Here is a 17,419-nt window from a genome sequence, read left to right as displayed (position 1 = left end):
GAATTGTACCCCAAAAGTTAGACAGAAAAATAGTAATCCAAATTGCAAGGTGTGTACCTTTTTGTTGTATAATGGAGTGAGGTGATTAGATGATTTTAAAAATTTATAATGGGGAATATAGTTTACAATGGGATGGAATATACTACTTAGCACTAATTGATTATCCGAATATTCAAGAGTGGGAATTAGAAAAAATTGCTAAATTTATAGCTTACGAAAAACTTCATAAACGTCAAACAAGTATTGAGTGTGCTGATTCTTGTTTAAAAGAAGAAATTTTAGATTACATCTGTCAGCATCCCTTTCTGCCACCATTTACCCCTACAGATAAAAGAGTAGCCTCGACTTATGATCTACATAAGAGGTTAGTGACTTCGGACTACTGTAGTCATACTACGACTATAGATGCAGCGATTTCTATCTTTAAAACAGGTCAGCTCTTATCTGCTGTGAACGCCTTTGGGCGAGATGCTGAAGAGTTGGTTTTGGATAGTAGAAATGCTGCATCGGATCCGATAGATTATTTTGACTATGTCATGTTAGGGTGGTCAAATACAAGTTCTGGTTATCGATTAGCGATGGAGCGTTTATTAGGTCGAGCTCCTTCAGATAAAGAATTACAAGACAAGTTTATTCCTGGAGTGAGTTTTCATTTTATCTATACAGATTTGATTAAAGTTACTGGTTATATTTTTGATGGCTACCATGTTGCAAAAATTAAGGACATATTGAATTTATTTAGTGAGTTGTATATTTGTATTATTCCAACTCATAATAAGAGCCAATTTGAAAATATTATTCCAACTAAAATACAAGATAGAGTGCATTATCTTGACTATGATGGAGAAGACTTAGAAGAGTGGACTAAGAAAGTCTATCAAGTTGTTTTAAAACAATCAGATAAAGGATAGTTGAGGAAAAAACGATGAAAGTGATTGATCAAACTTTATTAGAAAAAGTCATTGTAGAACGGCCACGTCACAGTCATAAGGGGGATTACGGTCGCCTGCTCTTGCTGGGAGGGACCTATCCTTATGGGGGTGCTATCATCATGTCAGCAATTGCAGCTGTTAAGAGTGGGGCTGGTTTGGTGACTGTTGGCACGGATAAGGAGAACATTCCGGCTCTGCACAGTCATTTACCTGAGGCCATGGCATTTTCTATAAAGGATACAGCATTACTAAAGGAACAGATAGAGAAGGCAGAAGTTGTCTTGCTAGGTCCGGGTTTGCGAGAGGATGCTTTCGGAGAAGAACTTGTAAAACGGGTTTTTGATAAGCTCAGAAATGACCAGATTTTGATTGTAGATGGCGGTGCTTTGGGAATCTTAGCAAAAAGCCAGTTACTATTTCCTTCTAGTCAGCTTATCCTGACTCCTCACCAAAGGGAATGGGAAAGACTATCTGGCACAGCTCTTGAACATCAAAATACAGAGACGACTGCTAGAGCTCTTGCATCTTTTTCTCAAGGAACGATTCTAGTCGAGAAGGGTTCGGCGACTCGTATCTGGCAAGCTGGTCAGTCTGAATATTATCAGTTACAGGTTGGAGGCCCCTATCAAGCAACTGGTGGGATGGGAGATACTCTGGCTGGGATGATTGCTGGTTTTGCAGGTCAGTTTCACCAAGCCAGTCTTTATGAGAGAGTAGTGGTAGCAACTCACCTTCACTCAGCCATTGCCCAAGAACTAGCTCAAGAACATTATGTGGTTTTACCAAGTCAGATGAGCTGTGAAATTCCGAAAACAATGAAAAAAATATCTCAAAAAGGCAGCTAATACCTTGGTTGTCTTTTTATGTCGATGTAGCTATGTTGATAAGTTTTTCAAATACCTCAGAACCAGCAATCAACTGCTGAACTTGCGTGAAATTCTCACTTTTAAGGTCTTGATTTTTACTTAAAATTACAAATAAAGCGAGATTGTTATCAAAGTTGAGGGGTGTCAAATCATGCTTTTTTTGATATAATTTTTAATGATGAATGCGAGAAATGATCGGTATGTGGTCGTTGATTTAGAGGCGACCAGCACCGGAAGCAAGGCAAAAATTATTCAAGTAGGCATTGTGGTGATTGAGAATGGTGAAATCATCGATCAGTATGCGACTGATGTCAATCCCCACGAACTCTTGGATTCTCATATCAAAGAATTAACAGGTCTGACCGATCAGCGCTTGGCTGTGGCACCAGAGTTTTCTCAGGTGGCTGGAAAAATTTTTGAATTGGTTAAGGACGGTATTTTTGTTGCGCACAATGTACAGTTTGATGCCAATCTCCTTGCGGAATTTCTCTTTTTTGAAGGATATGAATTGCGCACACCGCGGGTGGATACAGTTGAGCTTGCCCAAGTTTTGTATCCTCAGTTTGAAAAGTATAACCTAGGTATCCTTTGTCAAGAGTTGGGCATTGAACTAGAACAAGCCCACACTGCCCTGTCTGATGCTCAGGCAACAGCAGAACTCTTGCTTTACATGCGTCAAAAACTTTTTGAGTTACCAAAAGGGCTCTTAGAAAGCTTGTTAAACCTTGCAGACAACCTTCTCTATGAAAGTTATCTGGTGATTGAGGAGGTTTACCAGCAACAATCTCTCCTGGCTTCTCCAGAATTGATAGAACTCCATGGGCTTTTCCTCAAAAAGGAAAGCAAAGCCTTAGTCCCACGAAAGTTATCCAAAGACTTTGCTAAAAACATTTCTTTATTGGGATTGGAGGAACGTCCGCAACAGTTGGAATTTGCGGAGAAGGTTGAGCACTTATTGGAAGAACACCAGACTTCTTTTATCCAAGCTCAAACGGGATTGGGTAAGACTTACGGTTATCTCCTCCCAGCTTTGAATTCGGAGAGTCAAGCAGGGATTCTAGTGAGTGTTCCGACCAAAATTCTTCAAAATCAAATCATGCAAGAAGAAGGTCAGAGCTTAAAAGAGGTCTTCCACCTGGAGATTCATAGTCTCAAGGGTCCTCAAAATTATTTAAAACTGGATGCCTTTCACCGAGTTCTCCATCGACCGGAGTCCAATCGCCTTTTCACACGCTTTAAAATGCAACTGCTCATCTGGCTAACAGAGACAGAGACTGGTGATTTGGACGAAATCGGTCAGCTTTATCGCTACCAGCACTTTCTGCCTGAACTAGTCCACGATGGCAAGCTTTCAAAGAAAAGTTTATTTGCTACAGAGGATTTTTGGAAACGAGGGCAGGACAAGGCCAAGACCAGTCGTGTTCTTCTGACCAATCATGCCTATCTGGTCACTCGTTTGGAAGACAATCCAGAGTTTGTCGACAACCGTTTGATGATCTTGGATGAGGCTCAAAAAATGCTGTTAGCTCTTGAAAATCTAGCCCAGCAGGCTTATCGCCTTGAGGATCTTGTAACTCAAATTGATAAGTCCTTGGAGACAGAGGAAAATTTGGTTCAGAAACGCTTGCTTGAGAGTATTGCTTTTGAATGTCGTTACTCGATGGAGCACTATCAGTCAGGTCTGAAGAATGGAAAGTGGTTGAATTCTCTCGAACAGTTGCGCCAACATTTTTCGGAGCTAGCTCTCCCAGAGTATAGAGAGATTGCAAACTTTTTTACGTCGGACCGTGAATTTTGGCTTGCTCCAGCAGAGAAATCGAGTAAGGATGTCCTGATTTGTTCAAGCAAAAATGGTCGCTTTATACTAGCAGACTTATTGCCAAAAGATTGTAGGCTCCTAGGAGTATCTGCCACTCTTGAAATCAGCACTCGGGTTTCCTTAGCAGATTTACTGGGATTTCCAAATGCTCCACTTGTTAGGCTTGATGTAGCAAAGCAGGAGCAACAAGAAGTCTTTCTAATCGAGGACTTTCCTCTCGTTACAGAAGTTTCGCCTTTTGACTATGCTAGTGAAGTGGCTTCTGTCATTCGACGTTTACAAGCCTTTCAAGAACCCTTATTGGTTTTGTTTACCTCAAAAGAGATGTTGCTGGCAGTTTCAGATTTGCTAGACCAACCCCATCTGGCTCAGTATAAAAATGGGGAACCAAGTCAACTGAAAAAACGTTTTGAAAAAGGTGAACGCCAGATCTTACTTGGAACAGGTAGTTTCTGGGAAGGAGTTGACTTTTCTACCCATCCTTGCGTAATCCAAGTGATTCCGAGATTGCCTTTCCAAAATCCCCAAGAGCCTTTAACCAAAAAATTAAACCAAGAACTGCGTCAAGAAGGGAAAAATCCTTTCTATGATTATCAGTTACCGATGGCGATCATTCGGCTAAAACAAGCCCTTGGTCGTACTGTTAGACGGCCCAACCAAGGTTCGGTTGCTGTAATCTTAGACAGTCGTGTCGTCAGCAAGCGTTACGGCAAACAAATCGCCCAGACCTTGTCAAAAGAAAGAATGGTTAGGGTTCTTGCTAGAGAACAGCTAGAGTCTGCAGTAGCTGATTTTCTCCAATCCCGTCGCAATAGAATGAAAGAAAAATCCAAGAAAGAGAAAAGGTAAAAAATATGAAACGTTCCTTCGACTCTCGAGTCGATTATAGCCTCCTCCTACCAGTGTTTTGTTTACTGGTGATTGGAGTAGTGGCTATCTATATAGCAGTTAGTCATGACTATCCCAATAATGTACTTCCAATTCTAGGTCAGCAAATCGCCTGGATTGCTTTAGGGCTTGTCATTGGGTTTGTCGTCATGTTCTTCAATACCGAGTTTTTATGGAAGGTGACTCCCTATCTTTATGGTTTAGGTTTGGCCTTGATGGTTCTCCCCCTTGTTTTTTACAATCCGAGTCTAGTAGCTTCTACGGGTGCTAAAAACTGGGTGTCTATCGGGGGAACCACGCTCTTTCAACCATCTGAGTTCATGAAGATTTCCTACATCTTGATATTGGCTCGAGTCATTGTACAATTCACTCAAAAACACAAGGAGTGGCGACGGACTATTCCCTTGGATTTCCTATTGATTGGTTGGATGATTGCCTTTACCATCCCAGTCTTGATCCTTCTAGCCCTACAAAGTGACTTAGGAACTGCCTTGGTCTTCGTGGCTATTTTTGCAGGCATGGTCCTCCTTTCAGGTGTTTCGTGGAAGATTATCATTCCTGTTTTTGCAACAGGAGTGACTGCAGTTGCAGGCTTCATGGCAATCTTTATAAGCAAGGATGGACGTGCCTTCTTGCATCAGATTGGGATGCCAACATACCAGATTAACCGTATTTTGGCTTGGCTCAATCCCTTTGACTTCGCGCAAACAACGACTTACCAACAGGCGCAGGGGCAAATTGCGATTGGAAGTGGTGGTTTGTTTGGGCAAGGTTTCAATGTGTCCAATCTCCTCATTCCAGTACGTGAAAGTGATATGATTTTCACAGTGATTGCTGAAGATTTTGGCTTCATTGGTTCAGTCTTTGTCATTGCTTTGTACTTGCTTCTTATCTATCGTATGTTGAAGATTACGCTCAGGTCAAATAACCAGTTCTACACCTATATTTCAACTGGCTTTATCATGATGTTGCTCTTCCATATCTTTGAAAATATCGGTGCCGTAACAGGCTTACTTCCTTTGACAGGGATTCCCTTGCCATTCATTTCGCAAGGTGGATCCGCAATTATTAGTAACCTCATCGGTGTCGGTCTCCTCTTGTCTATGAGTTACCAGACCAATCTAGCAGAAGAAAAGAGTGGGAAAGTTCCGTTCAAACGAAAAAAAGTCGTCCTAAAACAAATCAAATAAGGAGGTCACTATGGCAAAAGTAGCAGTTATCTTAGCAAATGGCTTTGAAGAAATCGAAGCCTTGACAGTAGTCGATGTCTTGCGTCGAGCAAACATTTCCTGTGATATGGTGGGATTCGAGGAGCAGATGACAGGTTCACATGGCATTCAGGTAAAAGCTGATCGTGTCTTTGATGGCGATTTGTCCGACTATGACTTGATAGTTCTTCCAGGTGGCATGCCAGGATCAGCTCACCTACGGGATAATCCAGCCCTTATTTCTGAGATTAAAGCCTTTGACCAAGCTGGAAAGAAAATTGCGGCTATCTGTGCAGCTCCAATCGCCCTCCATCAAGCAGGTGTCCTGAAAGACAAGCGCTTCACCTGTTATGACGGTGTTCAGGAGAACATCAGTGATGGAATTTACCGAAAGGAAACAGTGGTTGTGGATGGCAATCTAACAACTAGCCGAGGACCGTCAACTGCCCTTGCCTTTGCCTATGAGCTGGTAGAGCAGTTGGGAGGAGATGCAGAAAGTTTACGAGTCGGCATGCTCTATCGGGATGTCTTTGGAAATTAACAGTAAGACGAGAGTTCGGCTCTCGTTTTTGCTTGGAAAAATCTAGGAAATCATCGCTTTTTTCGTAAAAAAATGGTATAATGAAGGGTATGAAATATCACGACTATATATGGGATTTAGGTGGTACCCTATTGGATAATTATGAGACTTCTACAGCAGCCTTTGTAGAAACCTTAGCCCAATATGGTATTGAGCAAGAACACGACCGTGTTTACGAAGCCTTGAAAGTTTCGACAGCTTTTGCCATCGAGAAGTTTGCACCAGATATCAAGGATTTTTTAGAGAACTATAAAGAAAATGAAGCGCGTGAGCTAGAACATCCAGTTTTGTTTGAGGGAGTTCCAGAATTACTCAAAGACATTTCGGACAAGGGTGGCCGCCATTTCTTGGTTTCTCATCGAAATGACCAAGTGCTAGAACTTCTTGCCAAGACCCAGATAGCCAACTACTTCACCGAGGTGGTGACTGCCAGTTCTGGCTTTAAACGAAAACCAGATCCTGAGCCCATGATTTATTTACGTGATAAATATCATATCTCATCCGGTTTGGTCATTGGTGACAGAAATATTGATATAGAAGCAGGTGAAGCTGCTGGCTTAGATGCCTATCTTTTTAAAAACGTTGCGACATTGAGACAAGCAATAGACATGTAAGAAAAGGGAAAAAATGACAGAAGAAATCAAAAATCAACAGGCACAGGATTATGATGCCAGTCAAATTCAAGTTTTGGAGGGGCTGGAAGCCGTTCGTATGCGTCCAGGTATGTATATTGGATCGACTTCAAAAGAAGGTCTTCACCACCTAGTCTGGGAAATCGTTGATAACTCAATTGACGAAGCCCTAGCTGGATTTGCCAGTCATATCCAAGTCTTTATTGAGCCAGATAATTCCATCACCGTTGTGGACGACGGCCGTGGAATTCCTGTTGACATTCAGGAAAAGACGGGACGTCCTGCTGTTGAGACAGTCTTTACGGTTCTTCATGCTGGAGGAAAATTCGGCGGTGGCGGATATAAGGTATCAGGTGGACTACACGGAGTAGGTTCATCAGTAGTAAACGCTCTTTCAACGCAACTAGATGTTCATGTTCACAAAAACGGCAAAATTCATTACCAAGAATACCGTCGTGGTCATGTTGTTGCAGATCTTGAGGTGGTTGGAGATACAGATAAAACTGGAACAACAGTTCACTTCACACCGGACCCAGAGATTTTTACAGAAACAACGACTTTTGACTTTGACAAATTAAACAAACGTATTCAAGAGCTAGCCTTTTTGAACCGAGGACTTCGAATCTCAATAACAGATAAGCGTGAAGGTCTCGAACAAACCAAGCATTATCACTATGAAGGTGGAATTGCTAGCTACGTTGAATATATCAACGAGAATAAAGATGTGATCTTTGATACACCAATCTACACAGACGGTGAGATGGATGATATCACAGTTGAAGTAGCCATGCAGTACACAACCGGTTACCACGAAAACGTCATGAGTTTTGCCAATAACATTCACACTCATGAAGGTGGTACGCATGAGCAAGGTTTCCGTACAGCGCTGACGCGTGTTATCAACGATTATGCCCGCAAAAATAAGCTACTAAAAGACAATGAAGATAACCTGACAGGGGAAGATGTTCGCGAAGGCTTGACTGCAGTAATCTCTGTCAAGCATCCAAATCCGCAGTTTGAAGGACAAACCAAGACCAAACTGGGGAACAGTGAAGTGGTTAAGATTACCAATCGCCTCTTCAGCGATGCCTTTTCTGATTTTCTCATGGAAAATCCACAGATTGCTAAGCGCATCGTGGAAAAAGGGATTTTGGCTGCCAAGGCTCGTGTAGCTGCCAAGCGTGCGCGTGAAGTCACTCGTAAGAAATCTGGCTTGGAAATTTCCAATCTGCCAGGAAAACTAGCGGATTGTTCTTCGAACAACCCTGCGGAAACAGAACTCTTTATCGTTGAGGGAGACTCAGCTGGTGGGTCAGCTAAATCTGGTCGTAACCGTGAATTCCAAGCTATCTTGCCAATTCGTGGTAAGATCTTAAACGTTGAAAAAGCTAGCATGGATAAAATCCTTGCCAACGAAGAAATTCGGAGTCTCTTCACAGCCATGGGAACAGGATTTGGTGCAGAATTTGATGTCACTAAGGCTCGTTACCAAAAGCTCGTTTTGATGACTGATGCCGATGTCGATGGAGCCCACATTCGGACCCTCTTGCTAACCTTGATTTACCGCTACATGAAACCAATCCTAGAGGCTGGTTATGTTTATATTGCTCAACCGCCAATCTACGGAGTAAAAGTTGGAAGTGAGATCAAAGAATACATTCAACCTGGTGCAGATCAAGAAATTAAACTCCAAGAAGCCTTAGCACGTCACAGTGAAGGGCGTTCAAAACCAACCATCCAACGTTATAAAGGTTTGGGAGAAATGGATGACCACCAATTGTGGGAAACAACCATGGATCCAGAACATCGCTTGATGGCGCGTGTTTCGGTAGATGATGCTGCCGAAGCAGATAAAATCTTTGATATGTTGATGGGAGATCGAGTAGAACCTCGTCGCGAATTTATCGAAGAAAATGCCGTTTACAGTACCCTTGACGTCTAAAAAATGTGGGAAATAGTTCCCATGACCTAAAAAATATGATATAATCAATACGATTGTTTCTAGTATAAAAGGAGTTTGATATGTCTAATGGACAACTAATTTATCTAATGGTTGCGATTGCAGTCATTTTGATTCTGGCTTATGTAGCGGCAATCTTCCTACGTAAGCGTAATGTAAGTAGATTGACGGCCCTCGAAGAAAGAAAAGAAGAACTCTACAACCTTCCTGTAAATGATGAGGTTGAAGCGGTTAAAAACATGCATTTGATTGGTCAAAGTCAGGTAACCTTCCGTGAATGGAATCAAAAATGGGTTGATTTATCCCTTAACTCATTTGCTGATATTGAAAATAACCTGTTTGAGGCTGAAGGCTATAATAATTCTTTTCGCTTTTTCAAAGCGACTCACCAAATTGATCAAATCGAAAGTCAAATTGATTTAATTGAAGAAGACATTGCAGCGATTCGCAATGCGCTTTCAGAGCTTGAAAAACAAGAGTCTAAGAATAGCGGACGTGTTCTGCATGCTTTGGACTTATTTGAAAATCTGCAACATACCGTAGCAGAAAATTCGGAACAGTATGGTAAAGCCCTTCCTGAAATTGAGAAACAATTGGAAAATATCCAGTCAGAGTTTTCTCAATTTGTAACCTTGAACTCTTCAGGTGACCCAGTTGAAGCTGCAGCAATTCTTGATTCAACTGAAAATCATATTCTCGCTTTGACACATATCGTTGATCGTGTTCCATCTCTCGTGAAGACTTTGTCAACAGAACTTCCAGAACAATTGGAAGATTTGGAGGAAGGCTACCGTAAACTCTTGGATGCTAATTATCACTTCACTGAAACGGACATCGAGTCACGCTTCCAACTTTTACATGAATCCTTGAAAAATAATCAAGAAAACATCCGCCAGTTGGAATTGGATAATGCAGAGTATGAAAATACACAAATCCAAGAAGAGATTAATGCGCTCTACGATATCTTCACGCGTGAAATAGCTGCCCAAAAAGTCGTTGAAAGTCTCCTTTCAACGCTTCCAACCTACCTCAATCACTTGAAAGAAAATAATCAGGTTTTGGTTCAAGACCTTGAACGCTTGAATAAAACTTATCTTCTCCCAGAAAGTGATGGGAACCATGTCCGCCGTCTTCAAGCTGAATTGTCAGGGCTTGATACAGCGATCACAGAGGCAACTGAAGATCAGACAGAACCTACTCAAGCCTACTCGGTTTTAGAGGAGCAGCTTAGTTCACTTCAAAGTAATCTAAAAGACATTGAAGACGAACAAGTTTCTGTTAGTGAACGCCTAGCTCAAATCGAAAAAGATGACATCAATGCTCGTCAAAAAGCAAATGTCTATGTGAACCGTTTGCATACTATCAAACGTTACATGGAGAAGAGAAACTTGCCGGGTATTCCTCAAAGTTTCTTGAAACTTTTCTTTACTGCAAGCCATAACACAGAAGATCTGATGGCAGAGTTAGAACAAGCACAAGTTAATATTGAATCAGTTAAACGAATTCTTGAAATTGCGACCCATGACATGGAGGCTCTTGAAACAGAAACCTACAATATTGTTCAATACGCGACTTTGACGGAGCAACTCTTGCAGTATTCAAACCGTTACCGTTCATTTGATGAGCGTATCCAGCAAGCTTTCAATGAAGCACTTGAAATTTTTGAAAAAGAATTTGACTACAAGGCATCATTTGAGAAAATTTCTCAGGCCTTGGAAGTTGCAGAACCAGGAGTCACAAATCGCTTTGTTTCTTCTTATGAAAAAACACGTGAAGCGATTCGCTTCTAATACCTGAAAAGCTTAGATCATCTAGGCTTTTTATTATTTATTTCAAAAATAGAAGAATATCGATTTATCATTGAAATTATAGTTCTGATTTGATATGATGGAGGTATGAAGAAAAATAGAGAGAAGCGTGTTTCCCACGATAAAAAGAGAAATGTATTACTGGTTTTAGTAGGTATTTTAAGTCTTGCTATGCTCTGCCTAGGTGGCGTGATTGGTTACAAGATTTTGCAGAAACAGTCCTATGAACAGAAAATTGAAACCTTAAAAAGTGAAAAAGATCAACAATTCAAAGCAGGCAGTCAGAGAGACCATTTCCGAAAAGGTCAAGCTGAAGTGATTGCCTATTACCCTCTTCAAGGGGAGGAAGTCATTGCGCCTGTTAGAGAAAAGATCAACCAGGATATTAAGGAAAAGCTGGAAGATAAAGAAGATTTGGTTTTTTATTATACGGAGCAGTTGGATCCCGTCCTAAAGGGAGTTGTGGCTCGTAATATTAGTAAGCAAGTTTACGATTTGTCTGCAGCAAAGGTTGAAGAAAAAGAAAAGACTTCTTTAGGAAAAATTTTCTTGACAGAAGACGGTAAAACTTTTACTCTTAGTCAACTTTTCAAAGATGCGACCAAGGCTAAGGAACTCTTGCTGAGTCAAATCAAATCAACCCTAGAAGATAAGAAACTTGACCAGACAAAAATTGATCAGGTCCTAAAAAACTTTACAGACCAAGATTTGTCGTCATGGAGCTTTGACTATAAAGATAGTCAACTCATCCTTTATCCTGCTGACCTAGGGGAGGCTCTGGAGGAAATTGCTTTACCAATATCCAGTTTCTTTGATGTGTTGGAGTCCTCTTATCTATTAGAAAAGGATGCTGAACTTTACCAGGCTTACTTTGCTCAGAAAAATAAAAAAGTTGTAGCCTTGACCTTTGATGATGGCCCAAATCCATCTACAACTACACAAGCTTTGGATACATTAGCTAAGTACAATGTAAAGGCGACTTTCTTTGTACTTGGTAAAAACATTGCTGGCAACGAAGATCTTCTAAAACGAATGAAATCAGAAGGCCATGTTGTAGGAAACCATAGCTGGGATCATCCCGTTCTTTCCAAATTGTCTCTGGAAGATGCTAAAAAACAAATCACGGATACAGAAGATTCCTTGACCAAAGTTTTAGGTTCGAGTTCTAAACTTATGCGACCTCCTTACGGAGCGATTACAGATGATATTCGTAATAGTCTGGATTTGAGTTTTATCATGTGGAATGTAGATAGTTTAGACTGGAAGAGCAAGAATGAATCTGCTATTTTAACAGAGATTCAGCATCAAGTTCGTAATGGATCGATTGTTCTTATGCATGATATTCATGGCGCTACAGTTAATGCTCTTCCAAAGATTATAGAATATCTAAAAGAGCAAGGTTATACATTTGTGACGATTCCGGAATTACTCAATTCACGTCTAAAAACTCACGAAATGTATTATGACCGTGATCAATGATTTTAAAATCTAAAGGAGCAAGTGTGCTGATAATCAGGACTTTGTTTCTTTAGATTTTCTTCACATAGAAAGGAAAAATGATGAAATCTTATATCCTTAATAATGGAGTTTCAATTCCTGTTCTAGGATTTGGAACATGGAAAGCTGAAAATGGAGAGGTGGCCTACCAAGCCGTTTTAGAAGCTTTAAAGGCCGGTTATCGACATATCGATACTGCGGCTATCTATAAAAATGAGGAGAGTGTTGGCCGTGCTATACGAGATAGTGGTATTCCACGTCAAGAAATCTTTGTAACGACCAAACTTTGGAATACCAATCACAGCTACGAAGAAGCTCGCCAAGCTTTTGAGCAATCAATGGAAAAACTAGGATTGGACTATCTAGATTTGTACCTTATCCATTGGCCAAATCCAAAACCTTTAAGAGAAAATGGCGAATGGAAAACTCGCAATGCTGAAGTCTGGAGAGCGATGGAGGACCTTTACCAAGAAGGCAAAATCCGTGCTATCGGCGTTAGTAATTTCCTTCCTCATCATTTGGAAGCCTTGCTTGAGACAGCAAGAGTCATTCCAGCGGTCAATCAGGTACGCTTGGCACCAGGAGTTTATCAAGAGGAAGTGGTTGACTACTGTAAAGAGAAAGGAATTCTTCTAGAGGCCTGGGGACCTTTTGGGCAAGGAGAGTTGTTTGATAAGAAAGAAGTCCAAGAAATTGCTGCTAAGCATGGGAAATCAGTTGCTCAAATTGCCTTGGCTTGGAGTTTGGCAGAAGAGTTTTTACCGTTACCCAAGTCAGTAACAGCCTCTCGCATCCAGAGTAATCTTGATTGTTTTGGGATTGAACTCAGCAAAGAAGAGCGAGAGATCTTAAAGACGATTTCAGTGATTTCTGGCGCACCTCGTGTGGATGAGATGGATTTTTAGAAAGTAAGAAAAAGAATTGTAAATTTTCTCTCTTTCTGATATAATAATCAACAAGAAAGAAAGTCTTATGGCGTTCTTCAAGCGAGCTTGGGATAGTGGGAGCCAAGTAGGACAAGGTAAGGAACTGGCGCTTTCTGTTATATTTTAAAAAACAATGAAGTAATAAATTAGGGTGGAACCGCGTTTCTGACGCCCCTAGTCGCAAGACTTGGGTGTTGAAATTCGGTTCTTTTTGAATTTCGTCCAATACCTAAGTAGAAAGGAGCATAATGCTTAAAGGATCTTGTTTATGTAAAGCAGTCACCTACACTTTAGATGAGGAATTATCGGAATTAGTTTTTTGTCATTGCTCATTCTGTCGGAAAGCAACTGCGTCTGCCTATACAGTTAATGCCAAAGTTAGCAGTAAAAATCTGGTATTGTATGGAGAAGAGAATTTGGTTACCTATAGTTCATCTCCAGGGAAACAACGCTATTACTGCCAGAACTGTCATAGTCAAATTTTCACTATTCAAGAAGATGTACCAGAAGTTTGTGCTTTGAAATTGGGTACAGTAGATGAATGCAATCAGAATTTACAAACTGTTCCTAAACGTCATATTTTTCAGGATCCAGCTTTTTCTTGGTTGCTTGATAAATAAATTTAAAAAGATAATATAAACTAAAGGAGTATTCAATGTCTAAAAAATTGACTTTTCACTGCGTCAGTGGCAGAGATCTCCTTACAGTCGGACTGCCCCACGCTCAGCACTAGAGTGCCTGAGCTAGACGCAGTACTAACTCGTCTTGCTTCGTCTAATCGACGAGGCAGACTCGTGTCGCAAGTCATTTATAGAAAAAGGAGTAAATAATGTCTAAAAAATTGACTTTTCAGGAAATCATCCTTACTTTGCAACAATTTTGGAATGACCAAGGTTGTATGCTTATGCAGGCTTATGATAATGAAAAAGGTGCGGGAACCATGAGTCCTTACACTTTCCTTCGTGCTATTGGACCTGAGCCATGGAATGCAGCTTATGTAGAGCCATCACGTCGTCCTGCTGACGGTCGCTATGGGGAGAATCCTAACCGTCTTTACCAACACCACCAATTCCAAGTAGTGATGAAGCCTTCTCCATCAAATATCCAAGAGCTTTACCTTGAGTCTTTGGAAAAATTGGGCATCAATCCTTTGGAACATGATATTCGTTTCGTTGAGGACAACTGGGAAAACCCATCAACTGGTTCAGCTGGCCTTGGGTGGGAAGTTTGGCTTGATGGGATGGAAATCACTCAGTTCACTTATTTCCAACAAGTTGGTGGATTGGCAACTGGTCCTGTGACTGCGGAAGTTACTTATGGTTTGGAACGCTTGGCTTCTTATATTCAGGAAGTAGATTCTGTCTATGATATTGAGTGGGCTGATGGTGTAAAATACGGAGAAATCTTCATCCAGCCTGAGTACGAGCATTCAAAATATTCATTTGAAATTTCGGACCAAGAAATGTTGCTTGAAAACTTTGATAAGTTTGAAAAAGAAGCTGGTCGCGCCCTGGAAGAAGGCTTGGTTCACCCTGCCTATGACTATGTTCTCAAATGTTCACACACCTTTAACTTGCTTGACGCGCGTGGCGCCGTATCCGTAACCGAACGCGCAGGCTATATCGCCCGTATCCGTAACTTGGCCCGTGTCGTAGCCAAAACCTTTGTCGCAGAACGCAAACGCCTAGGCTACCCACTTTTGGATGAAGAAACAAGAGCTAAACTCCTAGCAGAAGACGGAGAATAAAGAGAGTGACAAATTACGAAAATGGGCGAACAGAGTGAGCCCTTAGCCAGTTGCCACAGTGATGAAGGTATCCTTAGTGATGCTAAGGATACTAGGCAAAATTGGAGACTTTTGGCTCCAATTTTAGCAATGAAACGACGAAGTCGGTTGCTTGCGTGCCAATCACATAAGACAAACTGGAAAATAAAAAGATACTTTTCGGAGAAAAAATATGACAAAAAACTTATTAGTAGAACTCGGTCTTGAAGAGTTACCAGCCTACGTAGTAACTCCAAGCGAAAGACAACTAGGTGAAAAAATGACCGCTTTCCTCAAGGAAAACCGCCTTTCCTTTGAAGCCATTCAAACCTTCTCAACACCACGTCGTTTGGCTGTTCGTGTGACTAGTCTTGCAGACAAACAGTCTGATTTGACAGAAGATTTCAAGGGTCCGGCAAAGAAAATTGCACTGGATAGTGATGGAAACTTCACCAAAGCAGCTCAAGGATTTGTCCGTGGGAAAGGCTTGACAGTTGAAGATATTGAATTCCGTGAAATCAAGGGTGAAGAATATGTCTATGTTACCAAGGAAGAAGTGGGTAAACCAGTTGAAGCCATTGTTCCTGGTGTAGTAGACGTCTTGAAGTCACTGATATTCCCTGTCAGCATGCACTGGGCTAACAATACTTTTGAATATATCCGCCCTGTACACACTTTGACAGTTCTCTTGGACGAACAAGAGTTTGATTTGGATTTCCTTGATATCAAGGGTGGGCGTGTGAGTCGCGGCCATCGTTTCTTGGGACAAGAAACTAAGATTCAGTCAGCATTGAGCTACGAAGAAGACCTTCGTGAACAGTTTGTAATCGCAGATCCTCGTGAACGTGAACAAATGATTGTTGATCAAATCAAGGAAATTGAGGCAAAACATGGTGTTAGCATCGAAATTGATGCCGACTTGCTTAACGAGGTATTGAACCTGGTTGAATACCCAACTGCCTTTATGGGAAGTTTTGATGCCAAATACCTTGAAGTTCCAGAAGAAGTCTTGGTGACTTCGATGAAGGAACACCAACGTTATTTCGTTGTTCGTGATCAAGACGGTAAACTCTTGCCAAACTTTATTTCTGTTCGTAATGGAAACGCAGAGCATTTGGGAAATGTCATCAAGGGTAATGAAAAAGTCTTAGTTGCCCGCTTGGAAGACGGAGAATTCTTCTGGCGTGAAGACCAAAAATTGGTCATTTCAGATCTTGTTGAAAAATTGAACCAGGTGACCTTCCATGAAAAGATTGGTTCCCTTCGTGAACACATGATTCGTACAGGTCAGATTGCCGTCCTTTTGGCGGAAAAAGCTGGTTTATCAGTGGATGAAACGATTGATCTTGCCCGCGCAGCAGCCATTTACAAGTTTGACTTGTTGACAGGTATGATTGGTGAGTTTGATGAGCTACAAGGGATTATGGGTGAGAAATATGCCCTTCTTGCTGGTGAAACTCCAGCAGTTGCAGCTGCCATTCGTGAACACTACATGCCTACATCAGCCGAAGGAGAGCTTCCAGAGAGCAAGGTGGGGGCAGTGCTTGCCATTGCAGACAAATTGGATACGATTTTGAGTTTCTTCTCAGTAGGTTTGATTCCATCAGGTTCTAATGACCCTTATGCCCTTCGTCGTGCGACGCAAGGTGTGGTACGTATCTTGGATGCCTTTGGTTGGCACATTGCTATGGATGAGTTGATTGATAGCCTTTATGCTTTGAAATTTGATAGCTTGACTTATGAAAATAAAGCAGAAGTCATGGACTTTATCAAGGCTCGTGTTGATAAGATGATGGGTTCAACTCCGAAAGATATCAAGGAAGCAGTCCTTGCAAGTTCGAACTTTGTCGTGGCGGATATGTTGGAAGCAGCAAGTGCTCTTGTAGAAGCAAGCAAGGAAGAAAACTTCAAACCGTCTGTCGAATCTCTCTCTCGTGCTTTTAATTTGGCTGAGAAAGCGGAAGGATCTGAAACAGTTGACCCTGCTCTCTTTGAAAATGAAGAAGAGAAAGCCTTGGCGGAAGCAGTAGAGTCACTCGTTTTATCAGGGACTGCAAGTCAGCAATTAGAACAACTCTTTGCGCTTAGTCCAGTTATTGATGCTTTCTTTGAGAATACTATGGTAATGACCGATGATCAAGATATTCGTCAAAATCGATTGGCCATCTTGTCGCAATTAACCAATAAAGCAGTGAAACTTGCACGTTTCAACCAAATTAATACCAAGTAAAATCTGTTAAACGGATTAAATCTTATCATAAAGGAGAGAAACATGGATCCTAAAAAAATTGATCGTATTAACGAGCTTGCTAAAAAGAAAAAAACAGAAGGCTTAACTTCTGCTGAAAAAGTGGAACAAGCTAAACTTCGTGAGGAGTACATTGAAGGCTATCGTCGTTCTGTTCGCCACCACATTGAAGGAATCAAAATTGTCGACGAAGAAGGAAATGACGTCACACCAGAAAAACTACGTCAGGTACAACGTGAAAAAGGTTTGCACGGCCGTAGTTTAGATGATCCTAACTCATAAAATGAAAG

At 41.2% G+C, this 17,419-nt stretch carries 14 protein-coding genes; all 14 read left to right on the top strand.

From position 1 onward, the window contains the following. Nucleotides 1-89: 89 nt before the first annotated feature. The 14 genes from M1F97_RS08005 to M1F97_RS07940 all read left to right on the top strand — a co-directional run bounded on the left by M1F97_RS08005 (nucleotide 90) and on the right by M1F97_RS07940 (nucleotide 17,411). Nucleotides 90-911 (top strand): phosphate ABC transporter ATPase, encoded by an 822-nt coding sequence (locus M1F97_RS08005; RefSeq protein ID WP_169446654.1) that lies wholly within the window; start codon nucleotides 90-92, stop codon nucleotides 909-911. Nucleotides 912-925: 14 nt separating this feature from the next. Further along, complete coding sequence (locus tag M1F97_RS08000; RefSeq protein WP_169446655.1) at nucleotides 926-1,777, top strand: NAD(P)H-hydrate dehydratase; 852 nt, start codon at nucleotides 926-928, stop codon at nucleotides 1,775-1,777. 199 nt (nucleotides 1,778-1,976) lie between these two features. Then, entirely contained in the window at nucleotides 1,977-4,466 is a 2,490-nt protein-coding gene (locus M1F97_RS07995; RefSeq protein ID WP_432654196.1) for a bifunctional DnaQ family exonuclease/ATP-dependent helicase, read from the top strand. 5 nt (nucleotides 4,467-4,471) lie between these two features. Next, nucleotides 4,472-5,695: an FtsW/RodA/SpoVE family cell cycle protein gene (locus M1F97_RS07990; RefSeq protein WP_247944755.1), complete on the top strand. Its 1,224-nt coding sequence runs from the start codon at nucleotides 4,472-4,474 to the stop codon at nucleotides 5,693-5,695. 10 nt (nucleotides 5,696-5,705) lie between these two features. After that, nucleotides 5,706-6,254: a DJ-1 family glyoxalase III gene (locus tag M1F97_RS07985; RefSeq protein WP_247944754.1), complete on the top strand. Its 549-nt coding sequence runs from the start codon at nucleotides 5,706-5,708 to the stop codon at nucleotides 6,252-6,254. 89 nt (nucleotides 6,255-6,343) lie between these two features. Further along, nucleotides 6,344-6,907 (top strand): HAD-IA family hydrolase, encoded by a 564-nt coding sequence (locus M1F97_RS07980; RefSeq protein WP_282185512.1) that lies wholly within the window; start codon nucleotides 6,344-6,346, stop codon nucleotides 6,905-6,907. A gap of 13 nt (nucleotides 6,908-6,920) precedes the next feature. Beyond that, nucleotides 6,921-8,867, top strand: coding sequence for a DNA topoisomerase (ATP-hydrolyzing) subunit B (gyrB, locus tag M1F97_RS07975; RefSeq protein ID WP_000134070.1), 1,947 nt, complete (start codon nucleotides 6,921-6,923; stop codon nucleotides 8,865-8,867). Nucleotides 8,868-8,947: 80 nt separating this feature from the next. Continuing rightward, nucleotides 8,948-10,675 carry a septation ring formation regulator EzrA gene (ezrA, locus tag M1F97_RS07970; RefSeq protein ID WP_000064795.1) on the top strand — a complete coding sequence of 576 codons (1,728 nt, stop codon included), beginning with the start codon at nucleotides 8,948-8,950 and terminating at the stop codon, nucleotides 10,673-10,675. A 105-nt stretch (nucleotides 10,676-10,780) separates the two neighbouring features. Next, complete coding sequence (pgdA, locus tag M1F97_RS07965; protein WP_247944752.1) at nucleotides 10,781-12,172, top strand: peptidoglycan-N-acetylglucosamine deacetylase PgdA; 1,392 nt, start codon at nucleotides 10,781-10,783, stop codon at nucleotides 12,170-12,172. An 80-nt stretch (nucleotides 12,173-12,252) separates the two neighbouring features. Beyond that, nucleotides 12,253-13,095 carry an aldo/keto reductase gene (locus M1F97_RS07960; protein WP_247944765.1) on the top strand — a complete coding sequence of 281 codons (843 nt, stop codon included), beginning with the start codon at nucleotides 12,253-12,255 and terminating at the stop codon, nucleotides 13,093-13,095. 269 nt (nucleotides 13,096-13,364) lie between these two features. Next, nucleotides 13,365-13,736 carry a GFA family protein gene (locus M1F97_RS07955; RefSeq protein ID WP_000912018.1) on the top strand — a complete coding sequence of 124 codons (372 nt, stop codon included), beginning with the start codon at nucleotides 13,365-13,367 and terminating at the stop codon, nucleotides 13,734-13,736. Nucleotides 13,737-13,945: 209 nt separating this feature from the next. Further along, nucleotides 13,946-14,863, top strand: a complete 918-nt coding sequence (gene glyQ, locus M1F97_RS07950; RefSeq protein ID WP_247944751.1) for a glycine--tRNA ligase subunit alpha — start codon at nucleotides 13,946-13,948, stop codon at nucleotides 14,861-14,863. Nucleotides 14,864-15,074: 211 nt separating this feature from the next. After that, entirely contained in the window at nucleotides 15,075-17,111 is a 2,037-nt protein-coding gene (glyS, locus tag M1F97_RS07945) for a glycine--tRNA ligase subunit beta (protein WP_247944750.1), read from the top strand. Between the two features lie 42 nt (nucleotides 17,112-17,153). Then, nucleotides 17,154-17,411, top strand: coding sequence for a DUF896 family protein (locus tag M1F97_RS07940; RefSeq protein WP_000371301.1), 258 nt, complete (start codon nucleotides 17,154-17,156; stop codon nucleotides 17,409-17,411). Nucleotides 17,412-17,419 lie beyond the last annotated feature (8 nt).

It is taken from the genome of Streptococcus oralis (genome assembly GCF_023110435.1).
Taxonomy (GTDB): domain Bacteria; phylum Bacillota; class Bacilli; order Lactobacillales; family Streptococcaceae; genus Streptococcus; species Streptococcus oralis_CF.
Note: the sequence above shows the minus strand (reverse complement) of the source record. Positions and strands in the feature narration are given on the sequence as shown.

Excerpts from the sequence above, each read along its gene's own strand:
- M1F97_RS08005 (WP_169446654.1), top strand. The coding sequence starts at position 90 with ATGATTTTAAAAATTTATAATGGGGAATATAGTTTACAATGGGATGGA.
- M1F97_RS08000 (WP_169446655.1), top strand. The coding sequence starts at position 926 with ATGAAAGTGATTGATCAAACTTTATTAGAAAAAGTCATTGTAGAACGG.
- M1F97_RS07995 (WP_432654196.1), top strand. The coding sequence starts at position 1,977 with ATGAATGCGAGAAATGATCGGTATGTGGTCGTTGATTTAGAGGCGACC.
- M1F97_RS07990 (WP_247944755.1), top strand. The coding sequence starts at position 4,472 with ATGAAACGTTCCTTCGACTCTCGAGTCGATTATAGCCTCCTCCTACCA.
- M1F97_RS07985 (WP_247944754.1), top strand. The coding sequence starts at position 5,706 with ATGGCAAAAGTAGCAGTTATCTTAGCAAATGGCTTTGAAGAAATCGAA.
- M1F97_RS07980 (WP_282185512.1), top strand. The coding sequence starts at position 6,344 with ATGAAATATCACGACTATATATGGGATTTAGGTGGTACCCTATTGGAT.
- gyrB (WP_000134070.1), top strand. The coding sequence starts at position 6,921 with ATGACAGAAGAAATCAAAAATCAACAGGCACAGGATTATGATGCCAGT.
- ezrA (WP_000064795.1), top strand. The coding sequence starts at position 8,948 with ATGTCTAATGGACAACTAATTTATCTAATGGTTGCGATTGCAGTCATT.
- pgdA (WP_247944752.1), top strand. The coding sequence starts at position 10,781 with ATGAAGAAAAATAGAGAGAAGCGTGTTTCCCACGATAAAAAGAGAAAT.
- M1F97_RS07960 (WP_247944765.1), top strand. The coding sequence starts at position 12,253 with ATGAAATCTTATATCCTTAATAATGGAGTTTCAATTCCTGTTCTAGGA.
- M1F97_RS07955 (WP_000912018.1), top strand. The coding sequence starts at position 13,365 with ATGCTTAAAGGATCTTGTTTATGTAAAGCAGTCACCTACACTTTAGAT.
- glyQ (WP_247944751.1), top strand. The coding sequence starts at position 13,946 with ATGTCTAAAAAATTGACTTTTCAGGAAATCATCCTTACTTTGCAACAA.
- glyS (WP_247944750.1), top strand. The coding sequence starts at position 15,075 with ATGACAAAAAACTTATTAGTAGAACTCGGTCTTGAAGAGTTACCAGCC.
- M1F97_RS07940 (WP_000371301.1), top strand. The coding sequence starts at position 17,154 with ATGGATCCTAAAAAAATTGATCGTATTAACGAGCTTGCTAAAAAGAAA.